Below are 25753 nucleotides of genomic sequence, written 5' to 3'. Positions count from 1 at the left end.
GCCTTGCGATGCACGCACCCCAACGCCGCCCCGCCCGCCCTCCGGGCGGACGACGGGAGTTTGAAGACAGGCCCTAGGAGCGGCGGGAGAGGTACTGCGGGGGCACGGCGTCGGTGAGCCAGACGCCGTTCTCGCTGAGCCGGAACTCGTGGCCGGCCGCCGTCATCGCCGCCGCGTTCACGGTCAGCACCACCGGACGGCCGTGCCGGGCGCCGACCCCGGTGGCCGTCCCGGTGTCCGCCGAGAGGTGGACGTCCTGGCGGGCCATCGGGCGCAGGCCCTCGCGGAAGATCGCCGCCAGGTGCCGGTCGGCGGTGCCGTGGTAGAGCACGGGCGGCGGCACGGTGGCGGTCAGGCCGAGGTCGACCGCCACCGTGTGGCCCTGGTTGGCGCGGATCGAGAGACCGTCCGGCGAGTAGCCGAAGCGGCGCTTGTTGTTGGTCGCCACGACGTGGTCCAGCTCGGCCCGGGTGAGCGGCCGGCCCCGGGCGGCGAGCCCGGCGAGCAGCTCGTCGACCCGGACCCAGCCGGACGCGTCCAGCGCGACCCCCGCCAGCCCGGGCTCGTGCCGCAGGATCCGCGACAGCATCTTGCTCGACCTGACCAGGCGCTTCTCGTCCATCATGTCTCTCGTATCCCCCGTCGGTCAGCGGCTAAGAGGCCTGGCTGACCGAACTCATGTTGAAGTCCGTGACACGCACGGGTGGCATCGCGGTGCGGGTGACGTTGTCGCTCCACTCGCGGGGCAGGCAGCGTTCGGTGCGGCCCACCTCGGTGATCCGGTTCAGCAGGTCCACAGGGGACTCGTTGAACCGGAAGTTGTTGACCTCGCCGACGACCTCGCCGTTCTCCACCAGGTAGACGCCGTCCCGGGTGAGCCCGGTGAGCAGCAGCGTCGCCGGGTCCACCTCGCGGATGTACCAGAGGCAGGTGAGCAGCAGGCCGCGCTCGGTGCGGGCGATCATCTCGTCCAGCGTCGGCGCGGACTCCTGGTCGGCCGTCTCCAGCACGAGGTTGTCGATCGCCGGGCGCAGCGGCAGGCCGGTGAGGGCGGCCGCGTGGCGGGTGGTGACCAGGTCGTTCAGCACGCCCTCGCGGATCCACTCGGTGGCGGCGATCGGCTGGCCGTTGTCGAAGACCGAGTAGTCCCCGCCGGAGGAGTGGGTGAGCACGAACGGTGCGGCCTCCAGGCCGGGTTCGCGCGGGTCGGAGCGCAGGGTCAGCGGCAGGGCGCTGAGCTTGTCGCCGATCCGGGTGCCTCCGCCGGGCTTGGAGAAGACCGTCCGGCCCTCCTGGGCGTCCCGGCCGCCGGAGGACCAGTTGAGGACGATCAGCAGGTCGGCGACGGCCGAGGGCGGCAGCAGCGCCTCGTACCGCCCGGCGGGCAGGTCCACCTTGCGGGCGCCCCAGCCGAGCCGCCTGGTCAGCTCGGTGTGCAGGCCGGCGACGTCGACGTCGGCGAAGTCCCGGGTGGAGGCGCCCACCCAGGCGGAGCTGGAGAGGTCGGCGGTCTTGGCGTTGATCTCGACCATGCCGGTGGGCTGGTCGTGGCGCAGCCGCAGGCCGGTGGAGCTGCCCAGGTAGCTGGAGGTCATCTCGTGCCGGGCGAAGCCGTACAGGAGCTGGCCCTGGGCCGCGGCGCGGGCGAAGGCCTCGCCGAGGGCCGGGCCGAAGGCGTCGAACACCTCGATGGAGGTCAGCGCGGGCGGCTCGGTGAAGTCCGGCGAGGAGGGCCCGCCGGCGATCAGCGGCTGGGCGTCCTCGGCCGGTCCGGCCGCGCGGGCGGCCTCCTCGGCGGCCCGTACCAGGCCCTCCACCTCCGCCGAGGTGACGGCCTCGCGGGAGACCACGCCGGAGGCGGTGCCCTCGGCGCCGGCCACGGTGGCGATCACGGTGAGGCGGCGGCCGCGGGTGACGCCGTTGGTGGTCAGGGCGTTGCCGGCCCAGCGGAGGTTGGCGGTGGACTCCTCGTCGGCGATCACCACGCAGCCGTCGGCGCGGGAGAGGCCGAGCGCCAGCTCGACGAGTTCGTGGGGCTGCTTCGCGGTCATCAGTGACCCGCCTCCTGCTGGGTGTTGAGCACGTTGACGTTGCGGAACAGCGCCGACGGGCAGCCGTGGCTGACCGCCGCGATCTGACCGGGCTGCGCCTTGCCGCAGTTGAAGGCGCCGCCGAGGAAGTAGGTCTGCGGGCCGCCGACCGCCGCCATCGAGCCCCAGAAGTCGGTGGTGGTGGCCTGGTAGGCGAAGTCCTTGACCTGGCCCGCGAGTTCGCCGTTCTTGATGGCGTAGGCGCGCTGCCCGGTGAACTGGAAGTTGTACCTCTGCTGGTCGATCGACCAGGAACGGTCGCCGACGATGTAGAGGCCGTTCTCGACCTGGCCGACCAGGCCCGCGGTGTCCGGGCCGTCGGCGGCCGGCCGGAGCGAGACGTTGGCCATCCGCTGCACCGGGACGTGCGCGGGGGAGTCGGCGAAGGCGCAGCCGTTGGAGCGCTCGAAGCCCTTCAGCGCGGCGATGCGGCGGTCGAGCTGGTAGCCGACCAGGACGCCGTCCCTGACCAGGTCCCAGGACTGGGTGGCCACGCCCTCGTCGTCGTAGCCGATGGTGGACAGGCCGTGCTCGGCGGTGCGGTCGCCGGTGACGTGCATCAGCTCGGAGCCGTACTTGAGCGAGCCGAGCTGGTCGAAGGTGGCGAAGGAGGTGCCGGCGTAGGCGGCCTCGTAGCCGAGCGCGCGGTCCAGTTCGGTGGCGTGGCCGATCGACTCGTGGATGGTCAGCCAGAGGTTGGTCGGGTCGATCACCAGGTCGTAGCGGCCGGCCTCGACGCTCGGGGCCCGCATCTTCTCGGCCAGCAGGACGGGCAGTTCGGCGAGTTCGGCGTCCCAGTCCCAGCCGGTGCCGGTGACGTACTCGTAGCCGCGGCCGACCGGCGGGGCCAGGGTCGTCATCGAGTCGAAGGCGCCGGTGCGCTCGTCGACCGAGGTGGCCTCCAGGTCGGAGTGCACCCGGATCCGCTGCTGGGTGGTCACCGTGCCGGCGGTGTCCGCGTAGAACTTGTTCTCCTGGACGGTCCGCAGGGCCGCCTGGACGTGCGAGACGCCCTCGGCGGCCAGCAGCCGGGAGCTGCGCTCGGCGAGCAGCGCGGTCTTCTCGGCGTCCGGCACCTCGAAGGGGTTGACCTCGTACGCGGAGACCCAGGTGACGTCCCGGTGGACCGGCTCGCCGGCCAGCTCGACCCGCTCGGTGGAGCCGGCCGCCCGGCTGATCCCGCCGGAGAGGCGGGCCACCGCGACGGCCTGCTCGGCGACCCGGGCCGCCGCGTCGGCGGTGAGGTCGACACCGGCGGCGAAGCCCCAGGCGCCGTCCAGCACCACCCGGACGGCGAAACCGAGCTGCACGCTGTCGGAGGTGCCGGCCGGACGCGCGTCGCGCAGCCGCCAGGAGGCGCTGCGGATCCGCTCCAGGCGGAAGTCGGCGTGGCTCGCGCCCAGTTCGCGGGCGCGGGCGAGGGCGGCGTCGGCGAGGGGCCGCAGCGGCAGGGCGAGGAACGCCGGGTCGACGGCGCGCCCGTGCGGGGCACCGGAGCGATCGGCCGGAGGGATCGGAGGCAATCGGGCTCCCAGGTCGCGGAGGGTGGCGGTGCGGCGCCACAGGGGCGCCCGCACCGCATCATTTCCCGTCCACCGGGTTTCCGGCCAGCGCATTTCGACCGGTGCGCCGCAGTGAGGGACCGTCCGGTCGGGCCTCCGGTGCCCGGCTCCGCGGCCCTCGGGCCCGGGCCGTCAGCCGACGGTCTCCCACCAGCCGTCCAGCTCCGGCGGGTTGTCGACGTCGACCCGCTCGCCGGGGCGCGGCACGGCCAGCGGGACGGCCTGCTCCTTGGCGGCCTTCACCAGCCGTTCGATCGGCTCGGCCCACGGGTGCAGGCCCAGGTTGAAGGTGCACCAGTGGACCGGCACCAGCAGGCCGGCGGTCAGGTCCCGGTGCGCGAGGACGGCGTCCTCGGGGGTCATGTGGATGTCCGCCCAGGCCGCGTCGTAGGCGCCGATCTGGACCAGCGCGGCGTCGAAGGGGCCGTGCTGCGCGCCGATCCGGGCGTAGCCCTCGAAGTAGCCGGAGTCGCCGGTGTAGAAGACCTTGCGGTTCGGGCCGGCGATCACCCAGGAGCCCCACAGGGTGGTGTTGCGGGTCAGCCCGCGGCCGGAGAAGTGGTGCGCCGCGGTCAGGGTGAGCACCAGGTCGCCCAGGGTGCAGGTCTCGTCCCAGTCCAGCTCGATGATCCGGTGCTCGGGGACGCCCCAGCGGCGCAGGTGGGCGCCGATGCCGAGCGGCACCGCGAAGGGCGCGGACTGGCTGCGCACCAGGCGCTTGACCGTCGCCATGTCCAGGTGGTCGTAGTGGTCGTGCGAGATCAGCACCGCGTCGACCTGCGGCAGCTCCTCCAGCCCGACCGGCACCGGGTGCAGCCGCCTGGGGCCGACGTGCGCGGCGGGGGAGCAGCGGTCGCTCCAGACCGGGTCGAGCAGCACCCGGAAGCCCTCGATCTCCACCAGCGCGGAGGCGTGCCCGTACCAGGTGACCTCCACGCCCTCGGCGGCCGGCCCGGGCGGGGTGGCGGGGCGGACGGTCGGCACCGGGTGGGCGGGGACGCGGCCGGCCCGCTCGAACAGCATCCGGCGGGCGGTGGCGCCGTCGAAGCCGGGGGCGCCGGTGGCGCGGGCGAGCGCGGAGGGCGCGTTGTGGAAGACGCCGTCGCGGTACTGCGGGGAGTTGCGCACCCGCTCCTCGCGCTCGCCGTCCGGCCGTCGCCCGAACGCCGCCGGCAGGTCGCGCAGCGACCAGGCGGTCGCGCCCAGGCCGGCCGCCAGGGCGGTGAGGGCCAGCAGTCGTCCGCGTCGGTGGGTGCTCCGGGGCCGTGCCTTGGTCATCCGCTCTGCCTTCGTCGCTCGCCGGGATGGTCGGGGATCGGTACGGCCGGTCCCGGGCCGGCCCCGCACCACGGGGGCAACGGGTGCGCCCGCCCGTGTTGTTCCCGTACAGTCGCCCCGATCCGGGCAGCGCCCGGGCCTGGGCGGTCTCCGTCGCCGGGACGGCACGGACGGGTACGGATTGTCGGATTGCGACAGATCCGCCGGGGCGGCGCTGTGGGAGACCGATGCGCCGCCGTCGCCGACCGCCCGATAGCGTCACACTGCGTACGCATTCCGACGTACGCGCTCACTCACGGAGAGAGGTGGATCGTTGAGCCGCTCGGTTCTCGTCACCGGAGGAAACCGGGGCATCGGCCTCGCGATCGCCCAGGCCTTCGCCGAAGCGGGCGACAAGGTGGCCATCACCAGCCGCTCGGGCGAGGTGCCCGAGGCGCTGGCCAAGTACGACGTCCTCGCGGTGCGCTGCGACATCACGGACGCCGGGCAGGTCGACGCCGCCTTCACCGAGATCGAGCAGAAGCACGGCGCGGTCGAGGTGCTGGTCGCCAACGCGGGCATCACCAAGGACACGCTGATGCTGCGCATGTCCGAGGAGGACTTCACCTCCGTCGTGGACACCAACCTGACCGGCACCTTCCGGGTGGTCAAGCGCGCGTCCAAGCTGATGATGCGCGCCAGGAAGGGCCGCGTCGTGCTGATCTCGTCCGTGGTGGGCCTGTCCGGCTCCCCGGGCCAGGCCAACTACGCCGCCTCCAAGGCCGGCCTGGTCGGCTTCGCCCGGTCGCTGGCGCGCGAGCTCGGCCCGCGCAACATCACCGTCAACGTGGTCGCCCCCGGCTTCGTCGACACCGACATGACCGCCGTGCTCAGTGACGAGCGCCGCGCGGAGATCGTCGCGGGCGTGCCGCTGGGCCGCTACGCGGCGCCCGCAGAGGTCGCCTCCACCGTGCGGTTCCTCGGGTCGGACGAGGCCGCGTACATCACTGGAGCCGTCATTCCCGTCGACGGCGGATTGGGCATGGGTCACTGATCATGAGTGGAATCCTCGAAGGCAAGCGGATCCTGATCACCGGTGTGCTGATGGAGTCCTCCATCGCCTTCCACACCGCCAAGCTCGCGCAGGAGCAGGGCGCGGAGATCATCCTCACCGCCTTCCCGCGCCCGAGCCTGACCGAGCGGATCGCCCGGAAGCTGCCGAAGCCGGTCAAGGTGCTGGAGCTGGACGTCTCCAACCCGGAGCAGCTGGCCGGCATCGCCGACCAGGTCCGCGAGCACCTGCCGACCCTGGACGGCATCGTCCACTCGATCGGCTTCGCCCCGCAGGACGCGCTGGGCGGCAACTTCCTGGACACCCCGTGGGAGTCCGTGGCCACCGCGATGCACGTCTCGGCGTACTCGCTGAAGTCGCTGACCACGGCGCTGCTGCCGCTGATGCAGGACGGCGGTTCGGTGGTCGGCCTGACCTTCGACGCGCAGTACGCCTGGCCGCAGTACGACTGGATGGGCCCGGCCAAGGCCGCCCTGGAGTCGACCAACCGCTACCTGGCGCGCTACCTGGGCGACCGGGACATCCGCTGCAACCTGATCTCGGCCGGTCCGATCGGCTCGATGGCCGCCAAGTCCATCCCGGGCTTCGGCGACCTGGCCGACACCTGGAACCACCGCTCCCCGCTGAAGTGGGACCTGAGCGACCCGGAGCCGGCCGGCCGCGGCATCGTCGCGCTGCTGTCGGACTGGTTCCCGAAGACCACCGGCGAGATCATCCACGTCGACGGCGGTCTGCACGCCATCGGCGCCTGACGCTCCGCCCGTACGCCGCTGCCCGGCCCTCCCTCGCGGGGGTGCCGGGCAGCGGCGTTCCGGGTGGACGCCGGCGCGGTCAGACGTCCGCGGTGCCGCAGGCGCCGATGGCCCGGCCGGCCTCGATGGAGGCGCGCTGGGCGTCGCCGTCCCGGATGGCCTCCAGGATGGTGTGGTGGCCGATGTAGCGCTCGGCGATCAGCTCGGGGCCGACGTCGTGCCGCAGGTGCTCGCGGGTGACCTCGCCGAGGTCGGCGTAGACGGCGAGCAGGACGTCGTTGTGGGCGGCGGCCACCACGGCCTGGTGGAAGGCGGCGTCGGCCTGGACGAAGTCCTCGGCGTCGCCGGAGTGCCAGGCGGCCTCCCGGCGGGCCAGGGCGCCGTCCAGGAGCTCCAGGTCGCGCGGGGTGCGGCGGTGGGCGGCGAGGCCTGCGGCGGAGGTCTCCAGGGCCGCCCGCAGCTCGGCGACCTGGTCCTGGCCGGCGTCGGCGAAGCGGCGGTGCATCACGCCGGCCAGCTCGCTGGTGGCCAGCACGTACGTGCCGGAGCCCTGGCGGATGTCGAGCAGCCCGTTGTGGGCGAGGGCGCGGACGGCCTCGCGGACGGTGTTGCGGGCGACGCCGAGCTGTTCGACCAGGGCGGCCTCGGTGGGGATGCGCGAGCCGACCGGCCACTCCCCGGAAGTGATCTGGGCACGCAGCTGTGCGATCACCTGGTCGGACAGCGGGGTGCGCCTCGGCGAGGACAGCGCCACGGGGGACTCCTTGCGGCTACGGCTCGGGTGGGGCCTGGGTGGGAGGTGGCCGGTGGATGAACGGTCGGCACATCATGCCAATTCCAAGGTGCATCAATTCATCCCATCATTCTATGATGCTCTCTATGCCCGCAGCAGACACCACCGCTTCCTCCCGGACCGAGAGCCGGCCGCCGACCGAAGAGCGGCCCGCCGCCTCCGGCTCCGCCAAGTACCTCGGCGTGCTGTTCGCCGTCGCGATCGCCGCCGCCGCCTTCAACCTGCGCCCCGTGGTCACCAGCCTCGGGCCGCTGCTCAAGCAGGTCCGCGACGACCTCGGGATGAACCCGACGCTCGCCGGGCTGCTCACCGCCGTCCCGTCGCTCTGCTTCGGGCTGTTCGGCTTCGCCGCGCCCGCGGCGGCCCGTCGGATCGGTCCGATCGCGGTCGTCACGGCGGGCATGGGCGCCATCACGGCGGGCGTGCTGGCCCGCTCGTTCGCCGGCGGCACCGCCGTGTTCCTGCTGCTCACCGCCCTCGCCCTGGCCGGGGTGGCGGTCTCCAACGTGCTGCTGCCGGTGGTGATCAAGCGGTACTTCCCGGACCGGGTCGGGCCGATGATCGGCCTCTACTCGATGGCGCTGTCCGCCGGCACCGCGCTGGCCGCCGCCGTCACCGTGCCGCTGACCAAGTCGCTCGGCGGCGACTGGCGCTACGGCCTGGGCGTCTGGGCCGTCCTGGGGGCGCTCGCCCTGGTGCTCTGGCTGTTCGTGCTGATCGCCAAGCGGGAGCGCGGCGAGCGGGCCGGCGGCGCCGCCGCCCCAGTCCGGCTGCCGATCACCCGCAGCCGGACCGCCTGGGCGCTGGCCGGGTACTTCGGCCTCCAGGCCACCGGCGCGTACGTGGTCATGGGCTGGATGTCGCAGATCTTCCAGGACGCCGGCATCGGCGAGGGCACCACCGGCGTGCTGCTCGCGGTCACCATGGTGATCGGCGTGCCGGTCTCCTTCGTGCTGCCCAACCTGGCCGCCCGCCGCGGCGACCAGCGGCTGTTCGTGGTGCTGCTGGCCTGCTGCGGCATCGCCGGGTACGCCGGCCTGGCGATCGCCCCGGCCGGGGGCGCCTGGCTCTGGGCGGTCCTGCTGGGCCTGTCCAACTGCGCCTTCCCGCTGGTGCTGACCATGATCGGACTGCGGGCCCGGTCCGCGGGCGGGGTCGCGCAGCTCTCCGCCTTCGCCCAGGGCATCGGCTACCTGGTGTCCATCCCGGGCCCGATCCTGGTCGGCTGGCTCTACGGGGCCACCGGCGAGTGGTACTGGCCGCTGGGCTTCCTGTCGCTGCTGCTGGTGCCGCAGATGCTGTTCGGCCTGCGCGCGGCGCGGGCCCGGCACATCGAGGACGAGGCGGTGCACCCGGCGGAGCGGGCCGCGGCGTGACGCCCCCGCCGGGGGTGTGAGGACGCGCGGGGGAGGGCCGGGCCCCGACGGGCGGGTCAAGACCCGGCCAAGGGGGCGGGGTCGGCGGACGGCGGGCGTGTTCGGAGTGGGAGACTTCCGGACATGCCCGTTCTCGATCCCAACCCCACCGACGGCCGCAAGCAGCTCGGCCGCATCGCCCTCGCCTTCGCCGCCATCGCGGTGCTGGTGTCGATCATCGCCACCGTCGCCGCCACGATGGGCTGACGGACGGCCGTACGCCGGCTGACGCCCCGGTGAACGGGGCATGGTGACACGGGTCGTCCCTCGGAGTGGCGGCATCCCGGGGCATCGCGCCGCCGGGCCGCTTTTCTGCCAAGCTTGCTGGGTATGAGCGCCGACACGCCCCGCAGGATCATCGTTCTCCGCCATGCCAAGGCCGACTGGCCGAACAGCGTGGACGACCACGACCGGCCGCTGGCCGACCGGGGCCGTCACCAGGCCCCGGACGCCGGCCGCTGGCTGGTCGACTCCGGCATCAGCCCCGACTACGTGCTCTGCTCGACCGCGCTGCGCGCCCGCGAGACCTGGAAGCTGGCGGTGCACGAGCTGCCGCAGCGGCCGCTCCGGACGGTGTACGAGGAGCGGGTCTACGAGGCCAGCCCCGGGGAGATCATCGCCGTCCTCCAGGAGACCCCGGAGGAGTACGCGGACGTGGTGCTGGTCGGCCACAACCCGGGCGTGCTGGGGCTGACCCAGGTGCTGGCCGGGGACGCGGGCGATCCGGACGCGCTGGAGCGGCTGCGCCTCGGGGGTTTCCCGACGGCGGCGGTCGCGGTGCTCAGCTTCAGCGGCTCCTGGAAGGGCGTCGAGCCGGGCGTGGCCCAGCTGGTCTCGTACCACACGCCGCAGGACTGACCGCGGGACCGTACACGAGGGGCGCGCGGATCGAATCCGCGCGCCCCTCTGGTACGTCCACAGGCCCTCTCCGGGCGGCCGCCTCACTCCATCGGCCGCCGGGCGGGCCCTACTCGGTCGGGGTGCCGTGCAGCGCGTCGGCGGCCTCGACCTCCTCGCGGGTGATGCCCAGCAGGTACAGCACGGTGTCCAGGAACGGCACGTTCACCGCGGTGTCGGCGGCCTCCCGCACCACCGGCTTGGCGTTGAACGCCACCCCGAGGCCGGCCGCGTTCAGCATGTCCAGGTCGTTGGCGCCGTCGCCGATCGCCACCGTCTGCTCCAGCGGCACCTTCGCCTGCTCGGCGAAGCGGGCCAGCCAGCGGGCCTTGCCCGCCCGGTCCACGATCTCGCCGACCACCCGGCCGGTGAACCGGCCGTCCACCACCTCCAGGGTGTTCGCGGCCGCGAAGTCCAGCCCCAGCTGCTCCACCAGGTGGTCGGTGACCTGGGTGAAGCCGCCGGACACCACCGCGACCTGGTAGCCGAGGCGCTGGAGCGTACGGATCAGGGTGCGCGCGCCCGGCGTGAAGCGGACCTCGGCGCGCACCTTCTCGGTCACCGAGGCGTCCAGCCCGGCCAGCAGCGCCACCCGGGCCCGCAGCGACTCGGCGAAGTCCAGCTCCCCGCGCATCGCCGCCGCCGTCACCGCGGCGACCTCCTCCTCGCAGCCCGCGTGGGCGGCGAACAGCTCGATCACCTCGTCCTGGATGAGCGTGGAGTCGACGTCCATGACCACCAGGCGCTTGGCCCGGCGCTCCAGCCCGGCGGCGACCACCGCGACGTCCACCCGCTGGGTGGCCGCCTCCTGGGCCAGCGCGGCCCGCAGCTCGTCGGTGGCCACACCGGAGACGGCCAGCTCGACCGCCGTCACCGGGTACTTGGCGAGCCGGAAGACACGGTCGATGTTGCCGTCCGAGGCGGTGATCCGGGAGGTGAGCGCGGAGACGGCGGCGGCGGTCAGCGGGTTGCCGAGCACCGTGACGTGCGAACGGCCCTCACGGCGCGGCCGGTTGTCACCGATGCCGGAGAGGATCTCGGCCTGGAGCTTCTGCTCGTCGGCCCAGCGGTGGACGGTGGCCCGCAGCCCGCCCTCGGCGCCGGGTGCGGTGGGCGGGGTGACCAGGGCGCACAGCGTGATGCGCCCACGGGTGACGACCTGCTCGATGTCGATGACGTCGACGCCGAAACCGGCCAGCGTCGTGAAGAGGCCGGCGGTGATGCCGGGACGGTCCTTGCCGAACACCTTGACGAGCAGGGTGCGCTCGTCCGCGGTCCGGTGCTGGGCGGCGGGGAGGGGCTCAGCGGCCAGGGGCGATGCGTTCATGGTGCCTCCCACGCTACCGGGCGCCCGAGGGCCCGGGAGCACCCGTCCCACCTCGCGGGACGCCGCAGGTCCGGGCTCGGTAGCAGCCTGGTCACAGTCGCCCGGGCCGACTTTCACCGGCGGTCGGCGGGCTGGAATGATTCCCCCGGCAGTCACAGGAACATCGCGGCCCCGGCCGGGGCCACAATTCGGGGGAACCGAGAGAGCGGGGCAGGCGAGCAGTGCCGCAACTCGTCATCGAGATCAACGGACAGCAGCGGACTCTGGAGCCCGGGCGGTCCTACACCATCGGGCGAAACCCGCAGTCGGACTTCACGTTCGACGACGCGAGGGTCTCCTGGCAGCACGGGACCATCGGCTTCAACGGCAGCGGTTGGCAGCTGGACGACCACGGCAGCACCAACGGAACGTACGTGGCCGGCGCCCGCACCCTCCAGGCCCAGCTGTTCCCCGGCGCCGTGGTGAACCTGGGCAACCCGGAGAACGGCCCCCGGCTCGGCTTCTCCGCGCCCGTGCAGGCCGCCGCCCCGCACGCCGCGGCCCCGCAGGCCACCCCGATGCACGAGGCCGCCACCAGCCGCGGCCCGGTGCCCACGCCCCAGCAGCCCGCCCCGCAGCAGGGCTGGCCGCAGCACGACCCGTACCAGCAGCAGCCGCAGCAGGCCTGGCCCGGCCAGCAGCAGGCCCAGCCGCCGTTCCCGCAGCAGCAGTACGCGCCGCCGCAGGACCGGCCGGCCCCGCAGCAGCAGCCCCAGCACGGCGGCTTCCCGCAGCAGGGCTTCCCGCCCCCGCCGCACGACGGCGGGCCGCAGCCGACCATCATCCGCAACCTGACCTCGGCGATGCGCACCGTCCGGATCGGCCGCGCGCTCGACAACGACATCGTGGTGTCCGACCTCCAGGTCTCCCGCCACCACGCCGAGCTGCGCCAGCTCCCGGACGGCCGCTACGAGATCGTCGACCTCGGCAGCCACAACGGCATCTTCCTCAACGGCCAGCGGGTGCAGCGTCAGCTGATGGGCCCGCAGGACCGGCTGACGGTCGGCCACTCCGGCTTCGTCCTGGTCGGCGACCAGCTGCAGGAGTTCGTCGACACCGGCGCCGTCTCCTTCTCCGCCCGCCACCTGACCGTCGAGGTCGACCACAAGGGCGGCAAGAAGGTCCTGCTCGACGACGTCAGCTTCGGCGTCCCGGAGAAGTCCCTGGTGGCCGTCATCGGCCCGTCCGGCTCCGGCAAGTCGACCCTGCTGCGCGCCCTCACCGGCTACCGCCCGGCCGACCGCGGCGAGGTGCTGTACGACGGCCGCAACCTCTACAAGCAGTTCGCCGAACTCCGCTCGCGCATCGGCCTGGTGCCGCAGTCCGAGATCCTGCACCGCGAGCTCACCGTCCGGAAGGGCCTCAAGTACGCGGCCCGGCTGCGCTTCCCCGGGGACACCGAGGCGAAGGAGCGCGAGGCCCGGATCGACGAGGTGCTGTACGAGCTGCGCCTCGACAAGCGCGCCGACAACAAGATCACCGCGCTCTCCGGCGGCCAGCAGAAGCGCGTCTCGGTCGCTCTGGAACTGCTCACCAAGCCCTCGCTGATCTTCCTGGACGAGCCCACCTCGGGCCTCGACCCGGGCATGGACCGCGAGGTCATGCAGATGCTGCGCGGCCTGGCCGACGACGGCCGCACGATCCTGGTCGTCACCCACTCGGTGGCCGAACTCGCGCTCTGCGACCGGCTGCTGGTGATGGCGCCGGGCGGCTCGGTGGCCTACTTCGGCCCGCCGGACGAGGCGCTGCACTTCTTCGGGTACGAGACCTGGGCGGACGTCTTCCAGGCCTTCGAGAACTACCCGGACCACGACTGGGCCGGCCGCTACCGCGGTTCGGTGCACTACCAGCAGTACTCCGCCCCGACCGTCGAGGCGGGCGAGGTGCAGCACGTCCAGGTCGCCCAGGAGGCCGTCAAGCCGCCCAAGCCGCAGAGCTGGGGCTCGCAGCTGTGGACCCTGATGCGCCGCTACATGTCGGTGCTCGCCTCGGACCGCGGCTTCCTGGCGCTGTCGGTGCTGCTGCCCGCGGTGATCGGCGCGGTCAGCGTGCTGATCCCGAACGAACCGGGGCTCGCGCCCAACCCGAACACCCAGCTCCACCTCAACAACGGGGCCGCGACGATCCTGCTGATCCTGGCGATCGGCGCCTGCTTCTCCGGAGCGGCCAACTCGGTCCGCGAGCTGATCAAGGAACGGGCGATCTACGAACGGGAACGGGCCACCGGGCTCTCCCGCTCGGCGTACATGATGTCCAAGATCATCGTGCTGGGCTTCTTCAGCGTGATCCAGGGCGCGATCATCTCCGCCGTCGGCTTCCTGCCGCGCAAGCTCCCCGAGCACGGCCTGCTCGTCAAGAACCTGCCGATCGTCGAGATGACCGTCGGCATGATCCTGCTCAGCTTCGCCGCGATGATGTTCGGCCTGATGATCTCCGCGCTGGTGAAGACCGCCGAGAAGACCATGCCGCTGCTGGTCATGTTCGCCATCGTCCAGGTCGTCTTCACCGGCTGCCTCTTCCAGATCTTCAGCAAGCCCGGCCTGGAGCAGGTCGCCTGGCTGATGCCGGCCCGCTGGGGCACCGGCATCGTGTCCACCACGCTGGACCTGTCCACGCTCATGGGCCCCTGGAACAAGGACTTCCAGAACCCCAACTACGACCCGCTCTGGAAGCACAGCGTCGCCCAGTGGGCGATCGACGCGGGCGTGCTGGTGGCCATCTCGGTCGTCATCGGCGTCCTCGTCACCCGGCTCCAGCGCCGGCACGAGCCCGAGGTCATGCAGAAGGGCTGACCCCTTCCGCGACGTCGCGGACGGCAGTCCGAGGGGCGGTCCTCCCACCCGGGAGGGCCGCCCCTCCGCGTTTCCGGACGGGCCCTCCCGGGGCGCGGGTCCTAGGTCCCCGGACCCGGGCCCGGGGCGGCCGGGGACGGACGCGGCGGCCGTCACGGCGGCGGTAGTTTGACCGTATGCCCAGCACCACCGGAGACCACGCGGCCCACCACGGCCCGCTGCCCGCCTGCGAACCGTGCCTGGCCGGGATCGAGGCCGTCAGCCAGGCGCTGCTCGCCATGAGCCGGCACCTGGAGGTCCGCGAGGTGCTGCGCCGCATCACCGCCTCCGCCCGCGGCCTGCTCGGCGCCGAGTACGCCGCCCTCGGCGTGCCCGACGACCACGGCGGCTTCGCCCAGTTCGTCGTCGACGGCGTCACCGACGAGCAGTGGCGGGCGATCGGCCCGCTGCCCCGGCAGCACGGCGTGCTCGCCGCGATGCTGCACGAGACCGGCCCCACCCGGCTGGTGGACGTCCGCAAGGCGCCCGCCTTCGAGGGGTGGCCCGAGGCCCACCCCGACATGGACGCCTTCCTCGGCATGCCGATCCTGGACACCGACGCGGCCGAGGACGAGCCGCAGGTGATGGGCGTCATCTTCCTCGCCAACAAGCGCGGCGGCGGCCAGTTCACCGACCACGACGAGGAACTGCTGCGGATCCTCGCCGCGCACGCCGGCCTCGCCCTGTCCAACGCCCGGCTGTACGAGCGCAGCCGCGAGCTCACGCTGGCCGGCGAGCGGGCCCGGATCGCCCACGACCTGCACGACGCCGTCTCGCAGAAGCTCTTCTCGCTCCGCCTCACGGCCAAGGCGGCCGCCAAGCTCGTCGACCGCGACCCGGCCCGGGCCCGCGCCGAACTCGCCGAGGTCGCCCGGCTGGCCGCCGAGGCCGCCGACGAACTGCGCGCCGTCGTCGTGGAGCTGCGCCCCGCCGCCCTGGAGGAGGACGGGCTCAGCGCCACCCTCGCCTCCCAGGTGCAGGTCCTCGACCGGGCGCACACCGCCGACGTCGCCTTCGCCGCCGACGGCGTCCGGGCGCTGCCGCCCGCCCAGGAGGCCGCGCTGCTGAGGGTCGCCCAGGAGGCGCTGCACAACGCGCTGCGCCACTCCGGCGCCCGCCGGGTCACCGTCACCCTGGCCGGGACGCCCGCGCGCGGCGCCGTGCTGCGGGTGCACGACGACGGGCGCGGCTTCGACCCGGAGTCCGTCCGACGGGCCGGCCGCCACCTCGGCCTGGCCTCGATGCGCGACCGCGCGGCCGCCGTCGGCGGCACGCTCACCCTGGAGTCGGCCCCCGGTCGGGGGACGCTCGTCGAGATGGAGGTCCCCGGTGCCTGAGAGCACACCGTCGATCCGCGTCCTGCTGGTCGACGACCACCAGGTCGTCCGGCGCGGGCTGCGCACCTTCCTGGAGGTCCAGGACGACATCGAGGTGGTCGGGGAGGCCGCCGACGGGGCGGAGGGCGTCGAACGGGCCCGTGAACTCGACCCCGACGTCGTCCTGATGGACCTCAAGATGCCCGGCGTCGACGGCATCGAGGCGCTGCGCACCCTCAAGGGGGAGGGCAGCCGGGCCCGGATCCTGATCGTCACCAGCTTCACCGAGCACCGCACGATGGTCCCCGCGCTGCGGGCCGGCGCCGCCGGGTACGTCTACAAGGACGTGGACCCGGAGGCGCTGGCCGGCGCGATCCGCTCGGTGCACGCCGGCCACGTCCTGCTCCAGCCCGAACTGGCCGCCGCCCTGCTCTCCGACGACAGCCCGCGCGCCCCCCAGGGCCGCGGCGGCACGCTCACCGAGCGCGAGCGCGAGGTGCTCGGCCACATCGCCGACGGCCGCTCCAACCGGGAGATCGCCCGCAGCCTCCACCTGTCGGAGAAGACCGTGAAGACCCACGTGTCCAACATCCTCATGAAGCTGGACCTGGCCGACCGCACCCAGGCGGCACTCTGGGCCGTCCGCCACGGCGAGACCCGCGAGGCGTAGCGCGCCGGGGCTGCCCCTCCGCTCAGCGGTCGTCCCGCTCGTCGACGAGGGCGTTGTAGGCGGCCACCTGGGCGCGCCGGGCGGTGCGCCGCAGCGGGGCCAGGGCGGACTGCCGGGCCGCCATCTCGGAGGCGCTGACGGCGGCGCCGTGCCCGCCGGAGGCGATGGCGAGCAGGGCGGACACCTGGCGGGCCGACTCCAGGACGCGGACGGCCCGGGGCGGGTAGCCGGGGGCCAGCGGCTCGCTGTGGCCGCGCCGGCGGTAGGCGTCGAGGGCGCGCAGGGCCTCGGGCCCGGCACCGGCCACGTCGAGGCGGGTGAGCAGGACGGTCGCCTCCCGCAGCCCCTCCGCCAGCTCGCGCTCGGCCTCGTGGAGCGACGGGACGTCCGCCGGAGGTGTGTCGTTGACCTCATGGCAGCGCCACAGCACGGTGGCCGAGCGGTCGCCGGCCGGCCCGTACTCCTCCAGCTCCGGCACCAGCCCGAGCGGTGCGCCGACGGCCAGGACGGCCTCGCCGGCCCGCATGGCCTGCTCGTTGAAGGCCTTCGGGCCGGTCAGTCCGAGCGGGTGCCCGGCCGAGGGCAGCGCGAGGCGCAGGCCCTTCACGCCGAGCACCCGCAGCCGCCCCAGCGCCCAGGTCAGCCCGTGCTGCTCGCCGGGCCCGTCGCCGGGCAGGCCGGTGACCCGGTGGCGCTCGTCGGCGCCCAGGACGGCCGCGGCGGCGTCGTCCGGCGGCACCAGGCCCGCCAGCTGGGCGTTGCCCCATGCGGTGAGCCGCCCCGAACGGGGCTCTTCGTACGGATTGTCGGCTGGAGTCACGAGCATCCGGCCAGCCTACGGAATCGCCGGTCATCCGCGTGGCGTAGGTTTGCCCATGCGTGTGCGGCGCACCCACCCCGTGCCCACCGGCTGCCGGAGTAGGCTCGCCGCCCGCACCGACGGCCGAGAATCTTGTTTTTTGGGGAAGGCATAGGCATGAGCGACGTGCTGGAGCTGGTTGACGTATCCGTGGTCCGGGAGGGGCGCGCGCTGGTCGACCAGGTCTCGTGGTCCATCTCCGAGGGCGAGCGCTGGGTCATCCTGGGACCGAACGGCGCCGGCAAGACCACGCTGTTGCAGATCGCCTCCTCGTACCTGTTCCCGACCTCGGGCAAGGTCACGGTGCTGGGCGAGAAGCTCGGCGAGATCGACGTCTTCGAGCTGCGCTCCCGGATCGGTCTGGCCGGCGCCGCCATGTTCGACAAGCTGCCGGCCGAGCAGACCGTGCTGCAGACCGTCCTCACCGCCGCGTACGGCATGACGGTCACCTGGCAGGAGACCTACGAGCAGTCGGACGAGTCCCGCGCCCTGGCCCTGCTCGACCGCCTCGGCATGGCCAACCTCACCGACCGGAAGTTCGGCACCCTCTCCGAGGGCGAGCGCAAGCGCACCCTGATCGCCCGCGCCCTGATGACCGACCCCGAGCTGCTGCTGCTCGACGAGCCCGCCGCCGGCCTGGACCTCGGCGGCCGCGAGGACCTGGTCCGCCGGCTCGGCGCGCTCGCCCAGGACGAGTTCGCCCCGGCGATGGCGATGGTCACCCACCACGTCGAGGAGATCGCGCCCGGCTTCACCCACGTCCTGATGATCCGTCAGGGCAAGGTGCTCACGGCCGGCCCGATCGACACCGAGCTGACCGCCCGCAACCTCTCCAAGTGCTTCGGCCTGCCGCTGACCCTGGAGCGGCACGGAGACCGCTGGTCGGCGCAGGGTCTGCCGCTGGGCTGAGGCCCCGTCCGCCCGTTCCTGTCGTTCATCCGGACGGCCGTCGGGAACCGGTCGCACGCGCGACCGGTTTCCGCCCCTCGACCTGCGGGAACTGTCCGCTTCGAAGGCCTTCGCTCCCTAGGATGGACATGTGGACAGCTGGATCTGGTGGCTCCTGGCCGCCGCAGGGCTCGGCATACCGCTGGTGCTCACCGCGATGCCGGAGTTCGCCATGTTCGCGGTCGGGGCGCTGGCCGCCTCCGGCGTGGCCGCGCTGGGCGGGGGAGTGGTCCTCGAGACCGTGACCTTCGTCGCCGTCTCGGTCGCCCTGGTGGTCTTCGTCCGCCCGATCGCCTACCGGCAGCTCCGTAGCGGGCCGCAGGTCAAGATGGGCATCGAGGCGCTCCAGGGCGCCACCGCGGTCGTCGCGGAAACCGTCGACGGGGAGGGCGGGAGGATCAAGCTGAACGGCGAGATCTGGTCGGCCCGCGCGCTCCACCCGGGCCAGGTGTACCAGCCTGGACAACAGGTCGACGTCGTCGAAATCCAGGGCGCGACCGCCCTGGTCGTCTAGGGGAGAGTCCGTGGAACCCGTCCTTATCGTTTTGGTCGTCCTGGTCGTGGTGGCCTTCATCGCGCTGATCAAGACGATCCAGGTCATCCCGCAGGCCAGCGCCGCGATCGTGGAGCGCTTCGGCCGCTACACCCGGACGCTCAACGCAGGGCTGAACATCGTCGTCCCGTTCATCGACCGGGTCCGTAACCGGATCGACCTGCGCGAGCAGGTCGTGCCGTTCCCGCCGCAGCCGGTGATCACCCAGGACAACCTGGTCGTCAACATCGACACCGTCATCTACTACCAGGTGACCGACCCCCGGGCCGCGACGTACGAGGTCGCCAGCTACATCCAGGCGATCGAGCAGCTGACCGTCACCACGCTGCGCAACATCATCGGCTCGATGGACCTGGAGTCCACCCTGACCTCGCGCGAGGTCATCAACGCCGGTCTGCGCGGCGTCCTGGACGAGGCCACCGGCAAGTGGGGCATCCGGGTCAACCGCGTCGAGCTGAAGGCGATCGAGCCGCCGACCTCCATCCAGGACTCGATGGAGAAGCAGATGCGCGCCGACCGTGACAAGCGCGCCGCGATCCTCACCGCCGAAGGCCAGCGCCAGGCCCAGATCCTCAAGGCCGAGGGTGAGAAGCAGGCCGACGTGCTCCGCGCCGAGGGTGAGGCGCAGGCCGCGGTCCTGCGCGCCGACGGTGAGGCGGCCGCGATCCGGACGGTCTTCGAGGCCATCCACGACGGCGACGCCGACCAGAAGCTGCTCGCCTACCAGTACCTCCAGACGCTGCCCGAGCTGGCCAAGGGCGACTCCAACAAGCTCTGGATCATCCCCAGCGAGGTCGGCGACGCGCTCAAGGGCCTCGGTGGCGCCTTCGGCGGCCTGACCGGCGGGATGAACGGCGGCGCGGTCGCGGCGCCCACCGTTCCGCAGGCGGCCCCGGCGGTCCCGGCGGCCACCCAGGTGCCGCTGGACCCGGCCTCCGGCCCGCGGCCGGTGGACACCGAGAAGGGCGCCGCCCGTCCCCGGGTGGACCCGGCCCGGGAGTACCCGAAGATCGACCCGGAGTGACCGACCCGGAATGACCGGATCGGAGTGACCGAGCCGGAGTGGCCGGTCGGACCGAGTTCCGTCGAGGGCCCGCTGCCGAGAGGCGGCGGGCCCTCGGCCTTGTGCGGCGGCGGTGGAGCGCGCGCACGTTGTGAGGTGCGTCCCGAATCGTGGGCGGGTCTGGTAGAGCCGCGGGGCCGTCCGGCATGATCCCCTCGGACAGGACCGAGAGGAGAGGTGACCCATGACGCTCTGGGAGTCGATCGCCGTCCTGGTGGCCGGCGTCGGCGCCGGGATGATCAATGTCATCGTCGGCTCCGGCACCCTGATCACCTTCCCGGTCCTGCTCGCCGTGGGCCTCCCGCCGGTCACCGCCAACGTCTCCAACACCTTCGGCCTGGTCCTCGGCTCGCTCAGCGGCGTGATCGGGTACCGCCGCGAACTGGCCGACCAGGGCCGCCGGGTGCTGCGCCTGGGCACCGCCTCGCTGCTCGGCGGGCTGGTCGGCGCGCTGCTGCTGACCAGGCTGCCGAGCGGCGCCTTCGACGCGATCGTCCCGGTGCTGATCCTGCTCGCGCTCGTGCTGGTGGTGATCCAGCCCCGGGTGGCCAAGGCCGTCGCCGCCCGCCGCCGCCCCGGCGGCGATCCGGACGGCAGCCCGGTCCTGCTGGTCGGGGTGTTCCTGACCGGCATCTACGGCGGCTACTTCGGCGCCGCGCAGGGTGTGCTGCTGATGGCCCTGATGGGCATGCTGCTCCAGGAGGACCTCCAGCGGATCAACGCGGTGAAGAACGCCCTGGCGATGATCGTCAACGCCGTCGCCGCGCTCTTCTTCCTCTTCACCTCGACGGTGAACTGGACCGCCGCCGGTCTGATCGCGGCGGGCTCGCTGGTCGGCGGCCTGGTCGGCGCCAAGGTCGGCCGCCGCCTCCCGCCGACGGCGCTGCGCGGGGTCATCGTGGTGGTCGGCCTCGTGGCCGTCGCCAAGCTGCTGTTGAGCTGAAGGGCCGTCAGGCCGTCGGGCCCGGCAGGGTGTCGGGGCATCGAAACGTCGGAACATCGGAACGTCGGAGGAGTACGCCATGGCCCTGGAGATGCGTGAGAGCTGCGAGCGCTGCGCGGTGTCGCTGACCGCGGACGGCGGCGCCTCGATATGTTCCTACGAGTGCACCTTCTGCTCGGACTGCACCGAGGCCATGGCCGGCGGCTGCCCCAACTGCGGCGGCGAGCTGGTGACCCGTCCGCGCCGGAAGGCCGCCTGACACCGGAACCCCGGACGTCCCGGAACTGCGGACGTACCGGAAATCCGGCACCCCGGACCGACCATCCAGCAGGAGCGCGGCGATGAGCAGCAGGGCACGGCTGAACGAGGACGAGATCACGGCGGCCCTGGCGGCGCTGCCCCGGTGGACGCGGGAGGGCGACGGCATCGCCCGTACCGCCGACGCCCCGGACTTCCCGGCGGCGGTCCGGGTGGTCGTCGCCGTCGCCGAGCAGGCCGAGGCGCTCGACCACCACCCCGACATCGACATCCGCTGGCGCACCCTGCGCTTCGTCCTGTCCACCCACAGCGCCGGCGGCCTCACCGGTCTGGACTTCACCCTCGCCGCCCGGATCGACGAGGCCCTGCGCGCCGGGTCGGCCTCCTGACGCCGCCGCAGGACCGGCCGGCCCGGGACGGTACGGGCGAGGGCCCGGGCCGCGCCCCCGGGCGGGCGTGAGATGCTGACTGCCGCATCGGCAGGCGGGCGGGGCTCGGGAGGGACGGAACGGATGGCGCAGGAGCCCTTCGGAGACGCCCACGACCGGCAGCCGTGGCCGCCCCAGGGCCACCCGGACTGGCAGACCGGCGGGTACGGCGGGTACGCCGAGCAGCAGCAGACAGCTCAGCAGCCGTCGCAGTGGCCGCAGCAGCAGGGCTACGGCTCGGCCGAGTACGGGCAGCAGCAGCCGCAGTCCGGCCAGGGCGGTTACGGGCCCACCGGCTACGACCAGAGCGGGTACGACCAGGCCGGCTACGGCCGGAGCGGGTACGACCAGGCCGGTTACGAGCAGAGCGGTGTCGGCCCGACCGGCTACGTCGAGGGCGGTTACGTCCAGGGCCCGTACGGCGGCCAGGAGCAGTACCAGCCGTACCCGCAGTACCCGGACCACGCGCAGCCGCACCAGCCCTACGCGCCGTACGCCACCCCGCAGCAGCCCGCCGACGAGGGGCTGTACGTCCCGGCGGGGGCGGAGTACTCGGCGGACGGCTACGTGCACATCGAGGAGGCCGGGCCGGCGCCCGTCCCCGAGGAGCCCGCGGCGACCACTCCGGTGCAGGCCCCCGAGCCGCAGGCCGAGCCGGCCCCGCGGTCGAGGGCCGCGGCCCGTCGAGGGGGCGGCGGCGGTTCCGGCACGGGTGAGGGCTCCGGCTCCTCGCTCTCCGCCAAGGCCCGGAAGGCCGCCGACGCGGTGCTGACCGGGGAGCACATGCCCAGCCGCAAGGCCCTGCTGGTGCGGACCGGCGCCGGGGTGGCCGCGCTGGGAGTGCTGGTGGCGGCCGGGCTGACGGTCGGCGCCGAGGGCGGCGGCAGCGCGGCGGCGAGCAGCGGCGGTGAGCCGGGCTTCGCGGTGGCGCACGACCGGGTGTGGGCCGCGCAGCCGGCCGCGGCCGGTCCGTCCGGGGGCGACGACACGCTGATCGGCGGCTGGCTGCTGGCCGACGCGGTGGTCCGGGCCGACGGCTCCGGGGTGCACGCGTACGACCGGGCGGGCGGCAAGGCGACCTGGTCGGTGGAGCCGCCGGCCGCCGGGGCCGTCCCGTGCGGGCTGTCGGCGGGGGTGAACCCGGCGGGCCTGGGCGCGGCCCTGTTCCGTCCGCAAGCCGATCCGAAGAGCCCCTGCACGCTGGTGGCCGCCGTGGACACCAAGACCGGCAAGACCGTCTGGACCAAGAGCCTCTCGGACGCCAAGGGCGCCTACTCGGCCCGGGTCGGCGTCACCGAGGACAAGGTGATCGCCGTCGGCGACGACCGGGTGCTGGCCTGGGAGTCCGCCGACGGGAAGGACGTCTGGCAGTACACCGGGCAGGGCAAGTTCTGCACCCTGTCCGGCGGCGTCAGCGGCAAGACCGTGCTCGTCGCCTCCTCCTGCGCCGACTCGACCCCCGCCGACCAGGCCGTCGCGCTGAACACCGCGGACGGCAAGGTCGGCTGGTGGCGGGGCCTGAACAACCAGCCGAAGACGGTGACCGTGCTGTCGGCCGAGCCGTCCGTGGTCCTCACCACCGGTGGGAAGCCAGAGGACGACCGGGTGTTCGCCTGGGGCGCGGGCGGCGACCCGGCCGCCGAGATCCCGGTGGCCGTCGACGGCGGCCGGCTGGACGTCGCCCACGGTACGTTTTCGGCCACTCCCGAGGTGTACTTCGAGGGCCGCACGATGGTCACCACCCTGGCCCCGCCGAACGGCGGCGGGCCGGTGGCCGCGGTCGGCTACGACCTGGACACCGGCAAGCAGCGCTGGAAGACGCCGACCGCCGCCAAGGGCGCCGTCCGGGCGGTCGGCATCGACGGCGGGTCGCTGGTGCTCGCCGCCGACGAACGCCGCGACCAGCCCGCCCGCCTCAGCCGGTTCCCGCTGGCGGGCGGCCGGGAGGCGACCGGGGGCAACTTCCCGGCCGGCACCGGCTCGCTGCTGATCTCCGGACGGGTGCTCATCGGCGGCGGGCAGGTGGTCGTGGTGCCCGAGCACTCGACCAACTACGGCACGGCGGCGGGGTACCGGGCGAAGGACTGAGGCCCTCCGCCCGGGTTTCCGGCCTCCTTGCGCCTCCTCGCGCCGCCTTACGCCGCGGACACGGGCCGGCCCGGTACGGCCGGCAGCCAGTCGGCGAGGTCCCGGACCTCCGAGCCGCGCAGACCGAGCGCCAGCATCAGGCTGGCCTGCGGCGTCGGCTCGAACGGGCGGCGCAGCAGCTTCATCCCGGCCTGCTCCGGCGTGCGGTCCGCCTTGTGCTGGTTGTCCTCCGCGCACGCGGCCACGGTGTTCATCCAGCTGTCGGCACCACCGCGCGACCTGGGCTGGAGGTGGTCCACCGTGGTGGCCCGCCGGCCGCAGTACGCGCACAGGTGCCGGTCCCGCGCCAGGACGCCGCGCCGCGACCACGGAGCCTGTTGTCGGAACGGCACCCGTACGTACCGTTGCAGTCTGATCACCCGCGGCACCGGGACGGCAATGCCCGTCCCCCTGATCGAGCGCAGCGGATGCGCCTGCTCCACCACGGCCTTGTCCTGGAGCACCAGGACGACGGCGCGCTGGAGCGACACCGTCGTCAGGGGCTCGTAGCTCGCGTTCAGAACCAGCGTGTTGCGCACTCGGCACACCCTTCCCGCGGGCGTGCCACGGCGGCACGACCGTCTCCACACACGTCACTGCCGCCGCACGGCGGTGGAACCACTCTGAATGGGCCCGTAGCCGTCGAACAACGGAATTTCCGGTATCGGGGAGGGGCCCGGGACGGCGGACCGGCCGACCGGGAGGGGTGCCTCGGGGAAACTCGCTGGCCGGAACCGCGTAGGCTCTATCAGGCTGGAGTCGTACCGACCCGGAGCCCGACCGAACCGGGCCAGCACTGGTCGGACGCCCGATCGAAGGAGAAGCGTGACCGTGACGGACATCGTCGACGAGCTGCAGTGGCGCGGGCTGATCGCCCTTTCCACTGACGAGGACGCACTGCGCAAGGCGTTCGCGGACGGCCCGGTCACGTTCTATTGCGGCTTCGACCCGACGGCCCCCAGCCTGCACCTCGGCAACCTGGTGCAGATCCTCACCATGCGCCGCATCCAGCAGGCGGGGAACCTCCCGCTCGGGCTGGTCGGCGGCGCCACGGGCCTGATCGGCGACCCGAAGCCCACCGCCGAGCGCGTGCTCAACGACCCCGAGACGGTGGCCGGCTGGGTCGAACGCCTGCGCGGCCAGATCTCGCGCTTCCTCGACTTCGAGGGCCCGTACGCGGCGCGCATGGTCAACAACCTGGACTGGACGTCCGGGATGTCGGCGATCAGCCTGCTGCGTGACGTGGGCAAGTACTTCCGGGTCAACAACATGATCGCCAAGGAGGCCGTCGCCCGACGGCTCAACTCCGACGCGGGCATCAGCTACACCGAGTTCAGCTACCAGATCCTCCAGGGCATGGACTACCTGGAGCTGAACCGCCGCTACGGCTGCGCCCTGCAGACCGGCGGCAGCGACCAGTGGGGCAACCTGACCGCCGGCACGGACCTGATCCGCAAGGCCGACGGCAAGTCCGTCCACGCGCTGGCCACGCCGCTGATCGTCAAGGCCGACGGCACCAAGTTCGGCAAGACGGAGTCCGGCACGGTCTGGCTCGACCCCGAGCTGACCACCCCGTACGCCTTCTACCAGTTCTGGCTGAACGCGGACGACCGGGACGTCCCCACCTTCCTGCGGATCTTCAGCTTCCGCTCGAAGGAGGAGGTCGAGGAGCTGGAGCGCGAGACCACGGAGCGCCCGGCCGCCCGCCTCGCCCAGCGCGCCCTCGCCGAGGAGCTCACCACGCTGGTGCACGGCGCGGAGCAGTACGAGCGCGCGGTCGCCGCGTCCAAGGCGCTGTTCGGCCAGGGCGACCTCGCCGACCTGGAGGCCCCGACCCTGGCCGCCGCCCTGGCCGAGGTCCCGAAGGCCGAGGTGTCCGAACTGCAGACGGTGGTCGACCTCCTGGTCGCCGTCGGGCTGTCGCCCAGCCGTTCGGCCGCCCGTCGGACGATCAAGGAGGGCGGTGCCTACCTCAACAACGTCAAGGTGACGGACGAGGAGGCGGTGCCGACCGAGGCCGACCTGCTGCACGGCCGCTGGCTGGTGCTGCGGCGCGGCAAGCGGAACCTGGCGGCGGCGGAGCTGGTCGCCGCCGGCTGACCGCCGGTCGACGGCCGGGCCGGTGGAGGCTACCGGTTGAGGCTTGGCTGAAAGCACACCTGCTCTGAGCTGCGGCTTCGAGCCCCGAGGGCCGGATCTGGACAGATCCGGCCCTCGACGTTTGACGATGTCCTCCAGGTGGCCTAGTGTTGAACGAGTCGCTGGAGCGGCCACCCCACTCAGCAAGACCCACTCCCACTCTGATTCCCATGAAAATGGGTTCGTCGGCATTGCCGTCTACGGGTGAGTGTGAATTTCGAGTGACACTCGGAATGCGGTAATGTGGTGGACGTCGCGAAAAGCGGACCCGGCCAGTTCGGGAAATCGGATGAATGAAACTCCGGAAAACGGAGCGGAAAACGTCTGATAAGCTGGTAACACGAAAGAACGAAGCCCGGAGGGTCCGCTGGAAGGCGGTCCGAAGGAAGCGTCCGTTCCTTGAGAACTCAACAG

The 25753-nt window shown here is 73.0% G+C and carries 24 protein-coding genes; 16 read left to right on the top strand and 8 right to left on the bottom strand.

Translation table 11 applies throughout. From position 1 onward, the window contains the following. Window positions 1-73 precede the first annotated feature (73 nt). The 4 genes from ACLWS4_RS36615 to ACLWS4_RS36600 form a co-directional block, all read right to left on the bottom strand. Window positions 74-622, bottom strand: a complete 549-nt coding sequence (locus ACLWS4_RS36615; protein ID WP_375873315.1) for an RNA 2'-phosphotransferase — start codon at window positions 620-622, stop codon at window positions 74-76. A gap of 31 nt (window positions 623-653) precedes the next feature. After that, the gene (locus ACLWS4_RS36610; protein WP_416876383.1) at window positions 654-2051 is read right to left on the bottom strand and encodes a metallopeptidase TldD-related protein; all 1398 of its coding nucleotides are present in this window, start codon (window positions 2049-2051) and stop codon (window positions 654-656) included. Then, window positions 2051-3604 (bottom strand): TldD/PmbA family protein, encoded by a 1554-nt coding sequence (locus tag ACLWS4_RS36605; protein ID WP_416876384.1) that lies wholly within the window; start codon window positions 3602-3604, stop codon window positions 2051-2053. The genes ACLWS4_RS36610 and ACLWS4_RS36605 overlap by 1 nt, the downstream gene beginning before the upstream one ends. A 180-nt stretch (window positions 3605-3784) precedes the next feature. After that, window positions 3785-4930 carry an MBL fold metallo-hydrolase gene (locus ACLWS4_RS36600; RefSeq protein WP_416876382.1) on the bottom strand — a complete coding sequence of 382 codons (1146 nt, stop codon included), beginning with the start codon at window positions 4928-4930 and terminating at the stop codon, window positions 3785-3787. A 313-nt stretch (window positions 4931-5243) separates the two neighbouring features. On the opposite strand from ACLWS4_RS36600, the gene fabG reads away from it, so the two are divergent. Both fabG and fabI read left to right on the top strand, forming a co-directional pair. Then, complete coding sequence (fabG, locus tag ACLWS4_RS36595) at window positions 5244-5963, top strand: 3-oxoacyl-[acyl-carrier-protein] reductase (RefSeq protein WP_049652094.1); 720 nt, start codon at window positions 5244-5246, stop codon at window positions 5961-5963. Window positions 5964-5965: 2 nt separating this feature from the next. Then, on the top strand, window positions 5966-6733 hold the full coding sequence (fabI, locus tag ACLWS4_RS36590) for an enoyl-ACP reductase FabI (protein ID WP_049652095.1): 768 nt from the start codon (window positions 5966-5968) through the stop codon (window positions 6731-6733). Window positions 6734-6812: 79 nt separating this feature from the next. On the opposite strand, the gene ACLWS4_RS36585 is transcribed toward fabI, so the two are convergent. Continuing rightward, on the bottom strand, window positions 6813-7487 hold the full coding sequence (locus ACLWS4_RS36585; RefSeq protein WP_416876381.1) for a FadR/GntR family transcriptional regulator: 675 nt from the start codon (window positions 7485-7487) through the stop codon (window positions 6813-6815). Window positions 7488-7603: 116 nt separating this feature from the next. On the opposite strand from ACLWS4_RS36585, the gene ACLWS4_RS36580 reads away from it, so the two are divergent. The 3 genes from ACLWS4_RS36580 (at window position 7604) to ACLWS4_RS36570 (ending at window position 9799) form a co-directional block, all read left to right on the top strand. Further along, window positions 7604-8902 carry a CynX/NimT family MFS transporter gene (locus ACLWS4_RS36580; RefSeq protein WP_074002094.1) on the top strand — a complete coding sequence of 433 codons (1299 nt, stop codon included), beginning with the start codon at window positions 7604-7606 and terminating at the stop codon, window positions 8900-8902. A gap of 123 nt (window positions 8903-9025) precedes the next feature. Next, on the top strand, window positions 9026-9148 hold the full coding sequence (locus ACLWS4_RS36575; RefSeq protein ID WP_255357429.1) for an SGM_5486 family transporter-associated protein: 123 nt from the start codon (window positions 9026-9028) through the stop codon (window positions 9146-9148). A gap of 123 nt (window positions 9149-9271) precedes the next feature. Continuing rightward, on the top strand, window positions 9272-9799 hold the full coding sequence (locus ACLWS4_RS36570; protein ID WP_416876380.1) for a SixA phosphatase family protein: 528 nt from the start codon (window positions 9272-9274) through the stop codon (window positions 9797-9799). Between the two features lie 109 nt (window positions 9800-9908). Here ACLWS4_RS36570 and serB read toward each other — a convergent pair whose 3' ends face one another. Continuing rightward, window positions 9909-11165, bottom strand: coding sequence for a phosphoserine phosphatase SerB (gene serB, locus ACLWS4_RS36565; protein WP_049652099.1), 1257 nt, complete (start codon window positions 11163-11165; stop codon window positions 9909-9911). A 221-nt stretch (window positions 11166-11386) separates the two neighbouring features. On the opposite strand from serB, the gene ACLWS4_RS36560 reads away from it, so the two are divergent. The 3 genes from ACLWS4_RS36560 to ACLWS4_RS36550 all read left to right on the top strand — a co-directional run bounded on the left by ACLWS4_RS36560 (window position 11387) and on the right by ACLWS4_RS36550 (window position 16021). Beyond that, entirely contained in the window at window positions 11387-13996 is a 2610-nt protein-coding gene (locus tag ACLWS4_RS36560) for an FHA domain-containing protein (RefSeq protein WP_416876379.1), read from the top strand. Between the two features lie 278 nt (window positions 13997-14274). Continuing rightward, window positions 14275-15372, top strand: coding sequence for a GAF domain-containing sensor histidine kinase (locus tag ACLWS4_RS36555; protein WP_049652110.1), 1098 nt, complete (start codon window positions 14275-14277; stop codon window positions 15370-15372). Further along, window positions 15365-16021, top strand: a complete 657-nt coding sequence (locus ACLWS4_RS36550; RefSeq protein WP_049652101.1) for a response regulator — start codon at window positions 15365-15367, stop codon at window positions 16019-16021. The genes ACLWS4_RS36555 and ACLWS4_RS36550 overlap by 8 nt, the downstream gene beginning before the upstream one ends. A gap of 22 nt (window positions 16022-16043) precedes the next feature. On the opposite strand, the gene ACLWS4_RS36545 is transcribed toward ACLWS4_RS36550, so the two are convergent. Beyond that, window positions 16044-16847, bottom strand: a complete 804-nt coding sequence (locus tag ACLWS4_RS36545; RefSeq protein WP_416876378.1) for a hypothetical protein — start codon at window positions 16845-16847, stop codon at window positions 16044-16046. 150 nt (window positions 16848-16997) lie between these two features. Here ACLWS4_RS36545 and ACLWS4_RS36540 point away from each other — a divergent pair, with 150 nt between their 5' ends. From ACLWS4_RS36540 to ACLWS4_RS36510, 7 genes are all read left to right on the top strand, one after another. Next, complete coding sequence (locus ACLWS4_RS36540; RefSeq protein ID WP_049652103.1) at window positions 16998-17789, top strand: ABC transporter ATP-binding protein; 792 nt, start codon at window positions 16998-17000, stop codon at window positions 17787-17789. A gap of 130 nt (window positions 17790-17919) precedes the next feature. Continuing rightward, window positions 17920-18342 carry an NfeD family protein gene (locus tag ACLWS4_RS36535; protein ID WP_049652104.1) on the top strand — a complete coding sequence of 141 codons (423 nt, stop codon included), beginning with the start codon at window positions 17920-17922 and terminating at the stop codon, window positions 18340-18342. Between the two features lie 10 nt (window positions 18343-18352). Beyond that, the gene (locus tag ACLWS4_RS36530) at window positions 18353-19405 is read left to right on the top strand and encodes an SPFH domain-containing protein (RefSeq protein WP_049652105.1); all 1053 of its coding nucleotides are present in this window, start codon (window positions 18353-18355) and stop codon (window positions 19403-19405) included. A gap of 223 nt (window positions 19406-19628) precedes the next feature. Next, a complete protein-coding gene (locus tag ACLWS4_RS36525) occupies window positions 19629-20387 on the top strand; it encodes a sulfite exporter TauE/SafE family protein (protein WP_416876377.1) in 759 nt (252 codons plus the stop codon). Window positions 20388-20466: 79 nt separating this feature from the next. Then, window positions 20467-20646, top strand: a complete 180-nt coding sequence (locus tag ACLWS4_RS36520; protein ID WP_416876376.1) for a DUF1272 domain-containing protein — start codon at window positions 20467-20469, stop codon at window positions 20644-20646. 82 nt (window positions 20647-20728) lie between these two features. Then, the gene (locus ACLWS4_RS36515) at window positions 20729-21034 is read left to right on the top strand and encodes a 4a-hydroxytetrahydrobiopterin dehydratase (RefSeq protein ID WP_416876375.1); all 306 of its coding nucleotides are present in this window, start codon (window positions 20729-20731) and stop codon (window positions 21032-21034) included. 123 nt (window positions 21035-21157) lie between these two features. Beyond that, window positions 21158-23161, top strand: coding sequence for a PQQ-binding-like beta-propeller repeat protein (locus ACLWS4_RS36510; protein WP_416876374.1), 2004 nt, complete (start codon window positions 21158-21160; stop codon window positions 23159-23161). 47 nt (window positions 23162-23208) lie between these two features. Here the strand turns inward: ACLWS4_RS36510 and ACLWS4_RS36505 are convergent, their stop codons facing one another. Continuing rightward, window positions 23209-23739, bottom strand: coding sequence for an HNH endonuclease (locus ACLWS4_RS36505; protein ID WP_049659779.1), 531 nt, complete (start codon window positions 23737-23739; stop codon window positions 23209-23211). 292 nt (window positions 23740-24031) lie between these two features. Between ACLWS4_RS36505 and tyrS the strand changes: the two genes are divergently transcribed. Beyond that, a complete protein-coding gene (gene tyrS / locus ACLWS4_RS36500) occupies window positions 24032-25300 on the top strand; it encodes a tyrosine--tRNA ligase (protein WP_074002093.1) in 1269 nt (422 codons plus the stop codon). Window positions 25301-25753: the final 453 nt, after the last annotated feature.

Source organism: Kitasatospora sp. SC0581 (assembly GCF_048159585.1).
In the GTDB taxonomy this organism is placed as follows: domain Bacteria; phylum Actinomycetota; class Actinomycetes; order Streptomycetales; family Streptomycetaceae; genus Kitasatospora.
This window is presented reverse-complemented; position numbering and strand designations above follow the sequence as displayed.

What these genes read in the sequence shown, in the direction of transcription:
- ACLWS4_RS36615 (WP_375873315.1), bottom strand. Translation starts at nt 622, where the DNA reads ATGGACGAGAAGCGCCTGGTCAGGTCGAGCAAGATGCTGTCGCGGATC.
- ACLWS4_RS36610 (WP_416876383.1), bottom strand. Translation starts at nt 2,051, where the DNA reads ATGACCGCGAAGCAGCCCCACGAACTCGTCGAGCTGGCGCTCGGCCTC.
- ACLWS4_RS36600 (WP_416876382.1), bottom strand. Translation starts at nt 4,930, where the DNA reads ATGACCAAGGCACGGCCCCGGAGCACCCACCGACGCGGACGACTGCTG.
- fabI (WP_049652095.1), top strand. Translation starts at nt 5,966, where the DNA reads ATGAGTGGAATCCTCGAAGGCAAGCGGATCCTGATCACCGGTGTGCTG.
- ACLWS4_RS36580 (WP_074002094.1), top strand. Translation starts at nt 7,604, where the DNA reads ATGCTCTCTATGCCCGCAGCAGACACCACCGCTTCCTCCCGGACCGAG.
- ACLWS4_RS36575 (WP_255357429.1), top strand. Translation starts at nt 9,026, where the DNA reads ATGCCCGTTCTCGATCCCAACCCCACCGACGGCCGCAAGCAGCTCGGC.
- ACLWS4_RS36570 (WP_416876380.1), top strand. Translation starts at nt 9,272, where the DNA reads ATGAGCGCCGACACGCCCCGCAGGATCATCGTTCTCCGCCATGCCAAG.
- serB (WP_049652099.1), bottom strand. Translation starts at nt 11,165, where the DNA reads ATGAACGCATCGCCCCTGGCCGCTGAGCCCCTCCCCGCCGCCCAGCAC.
- ACLWS4_RS36555 (WP_049652110.1), top strand. Translation starts at nt 14,275, where the DNA reads ATGAGCCGGCACCTGGAGGTCCGCGAGGTGCTGCGCCGCATCACCGCC.
- ACLWS4_RS36545 (WP_416876378.1), bottom strand. Translation starts at nt 16,847, where the DNA reads ATGCTCGTGACTCCAGCCGACAATCCGTACGAAGAGCCCCGTTCGGGG.
- ACLWS4_RS36540 (WP_049652103.1), top strand. Translation starts at nt 16,998, where the DNA reads ATGAGCGACGTGCTGGAGCTGGTTGACGTATCCGTGGTCCGGGAGGGG.
- ACLWS4_RS36525 (WP_416876377.1), top strand. Translation starts at nt 19,629, where the DNA reads ATGACGCTCTGGGAGTCGATCGCCGTCCTGGTGGCCGGCGTCGGCGCC.
- ACLWS4_RS36520 (WP_416876376.1), top strand. Translation starts at nt 20,467, where the DNA reads ATGGCCCTGGAGATGCGTGAGAGCTGCGAGCGCTGCGCGGTGTCGCTG.
- ACLWS4_RS36515 (WP_416876375.1), top strand. Translation starts at nt 20,729, where the DNA reads ATGAGCAGCAGGGCACGGCTGAACGAGGACGAGATCACGGCGGCCCTG.
- ACLWS4_RS36510 (WP_416876374.1), top strand. Translation starts at nt 21,158, where the DNA reads ATGGCGCAGGAGCCCTTCGGAGACGCCCACGACCGGCAGCCGTGGCCG.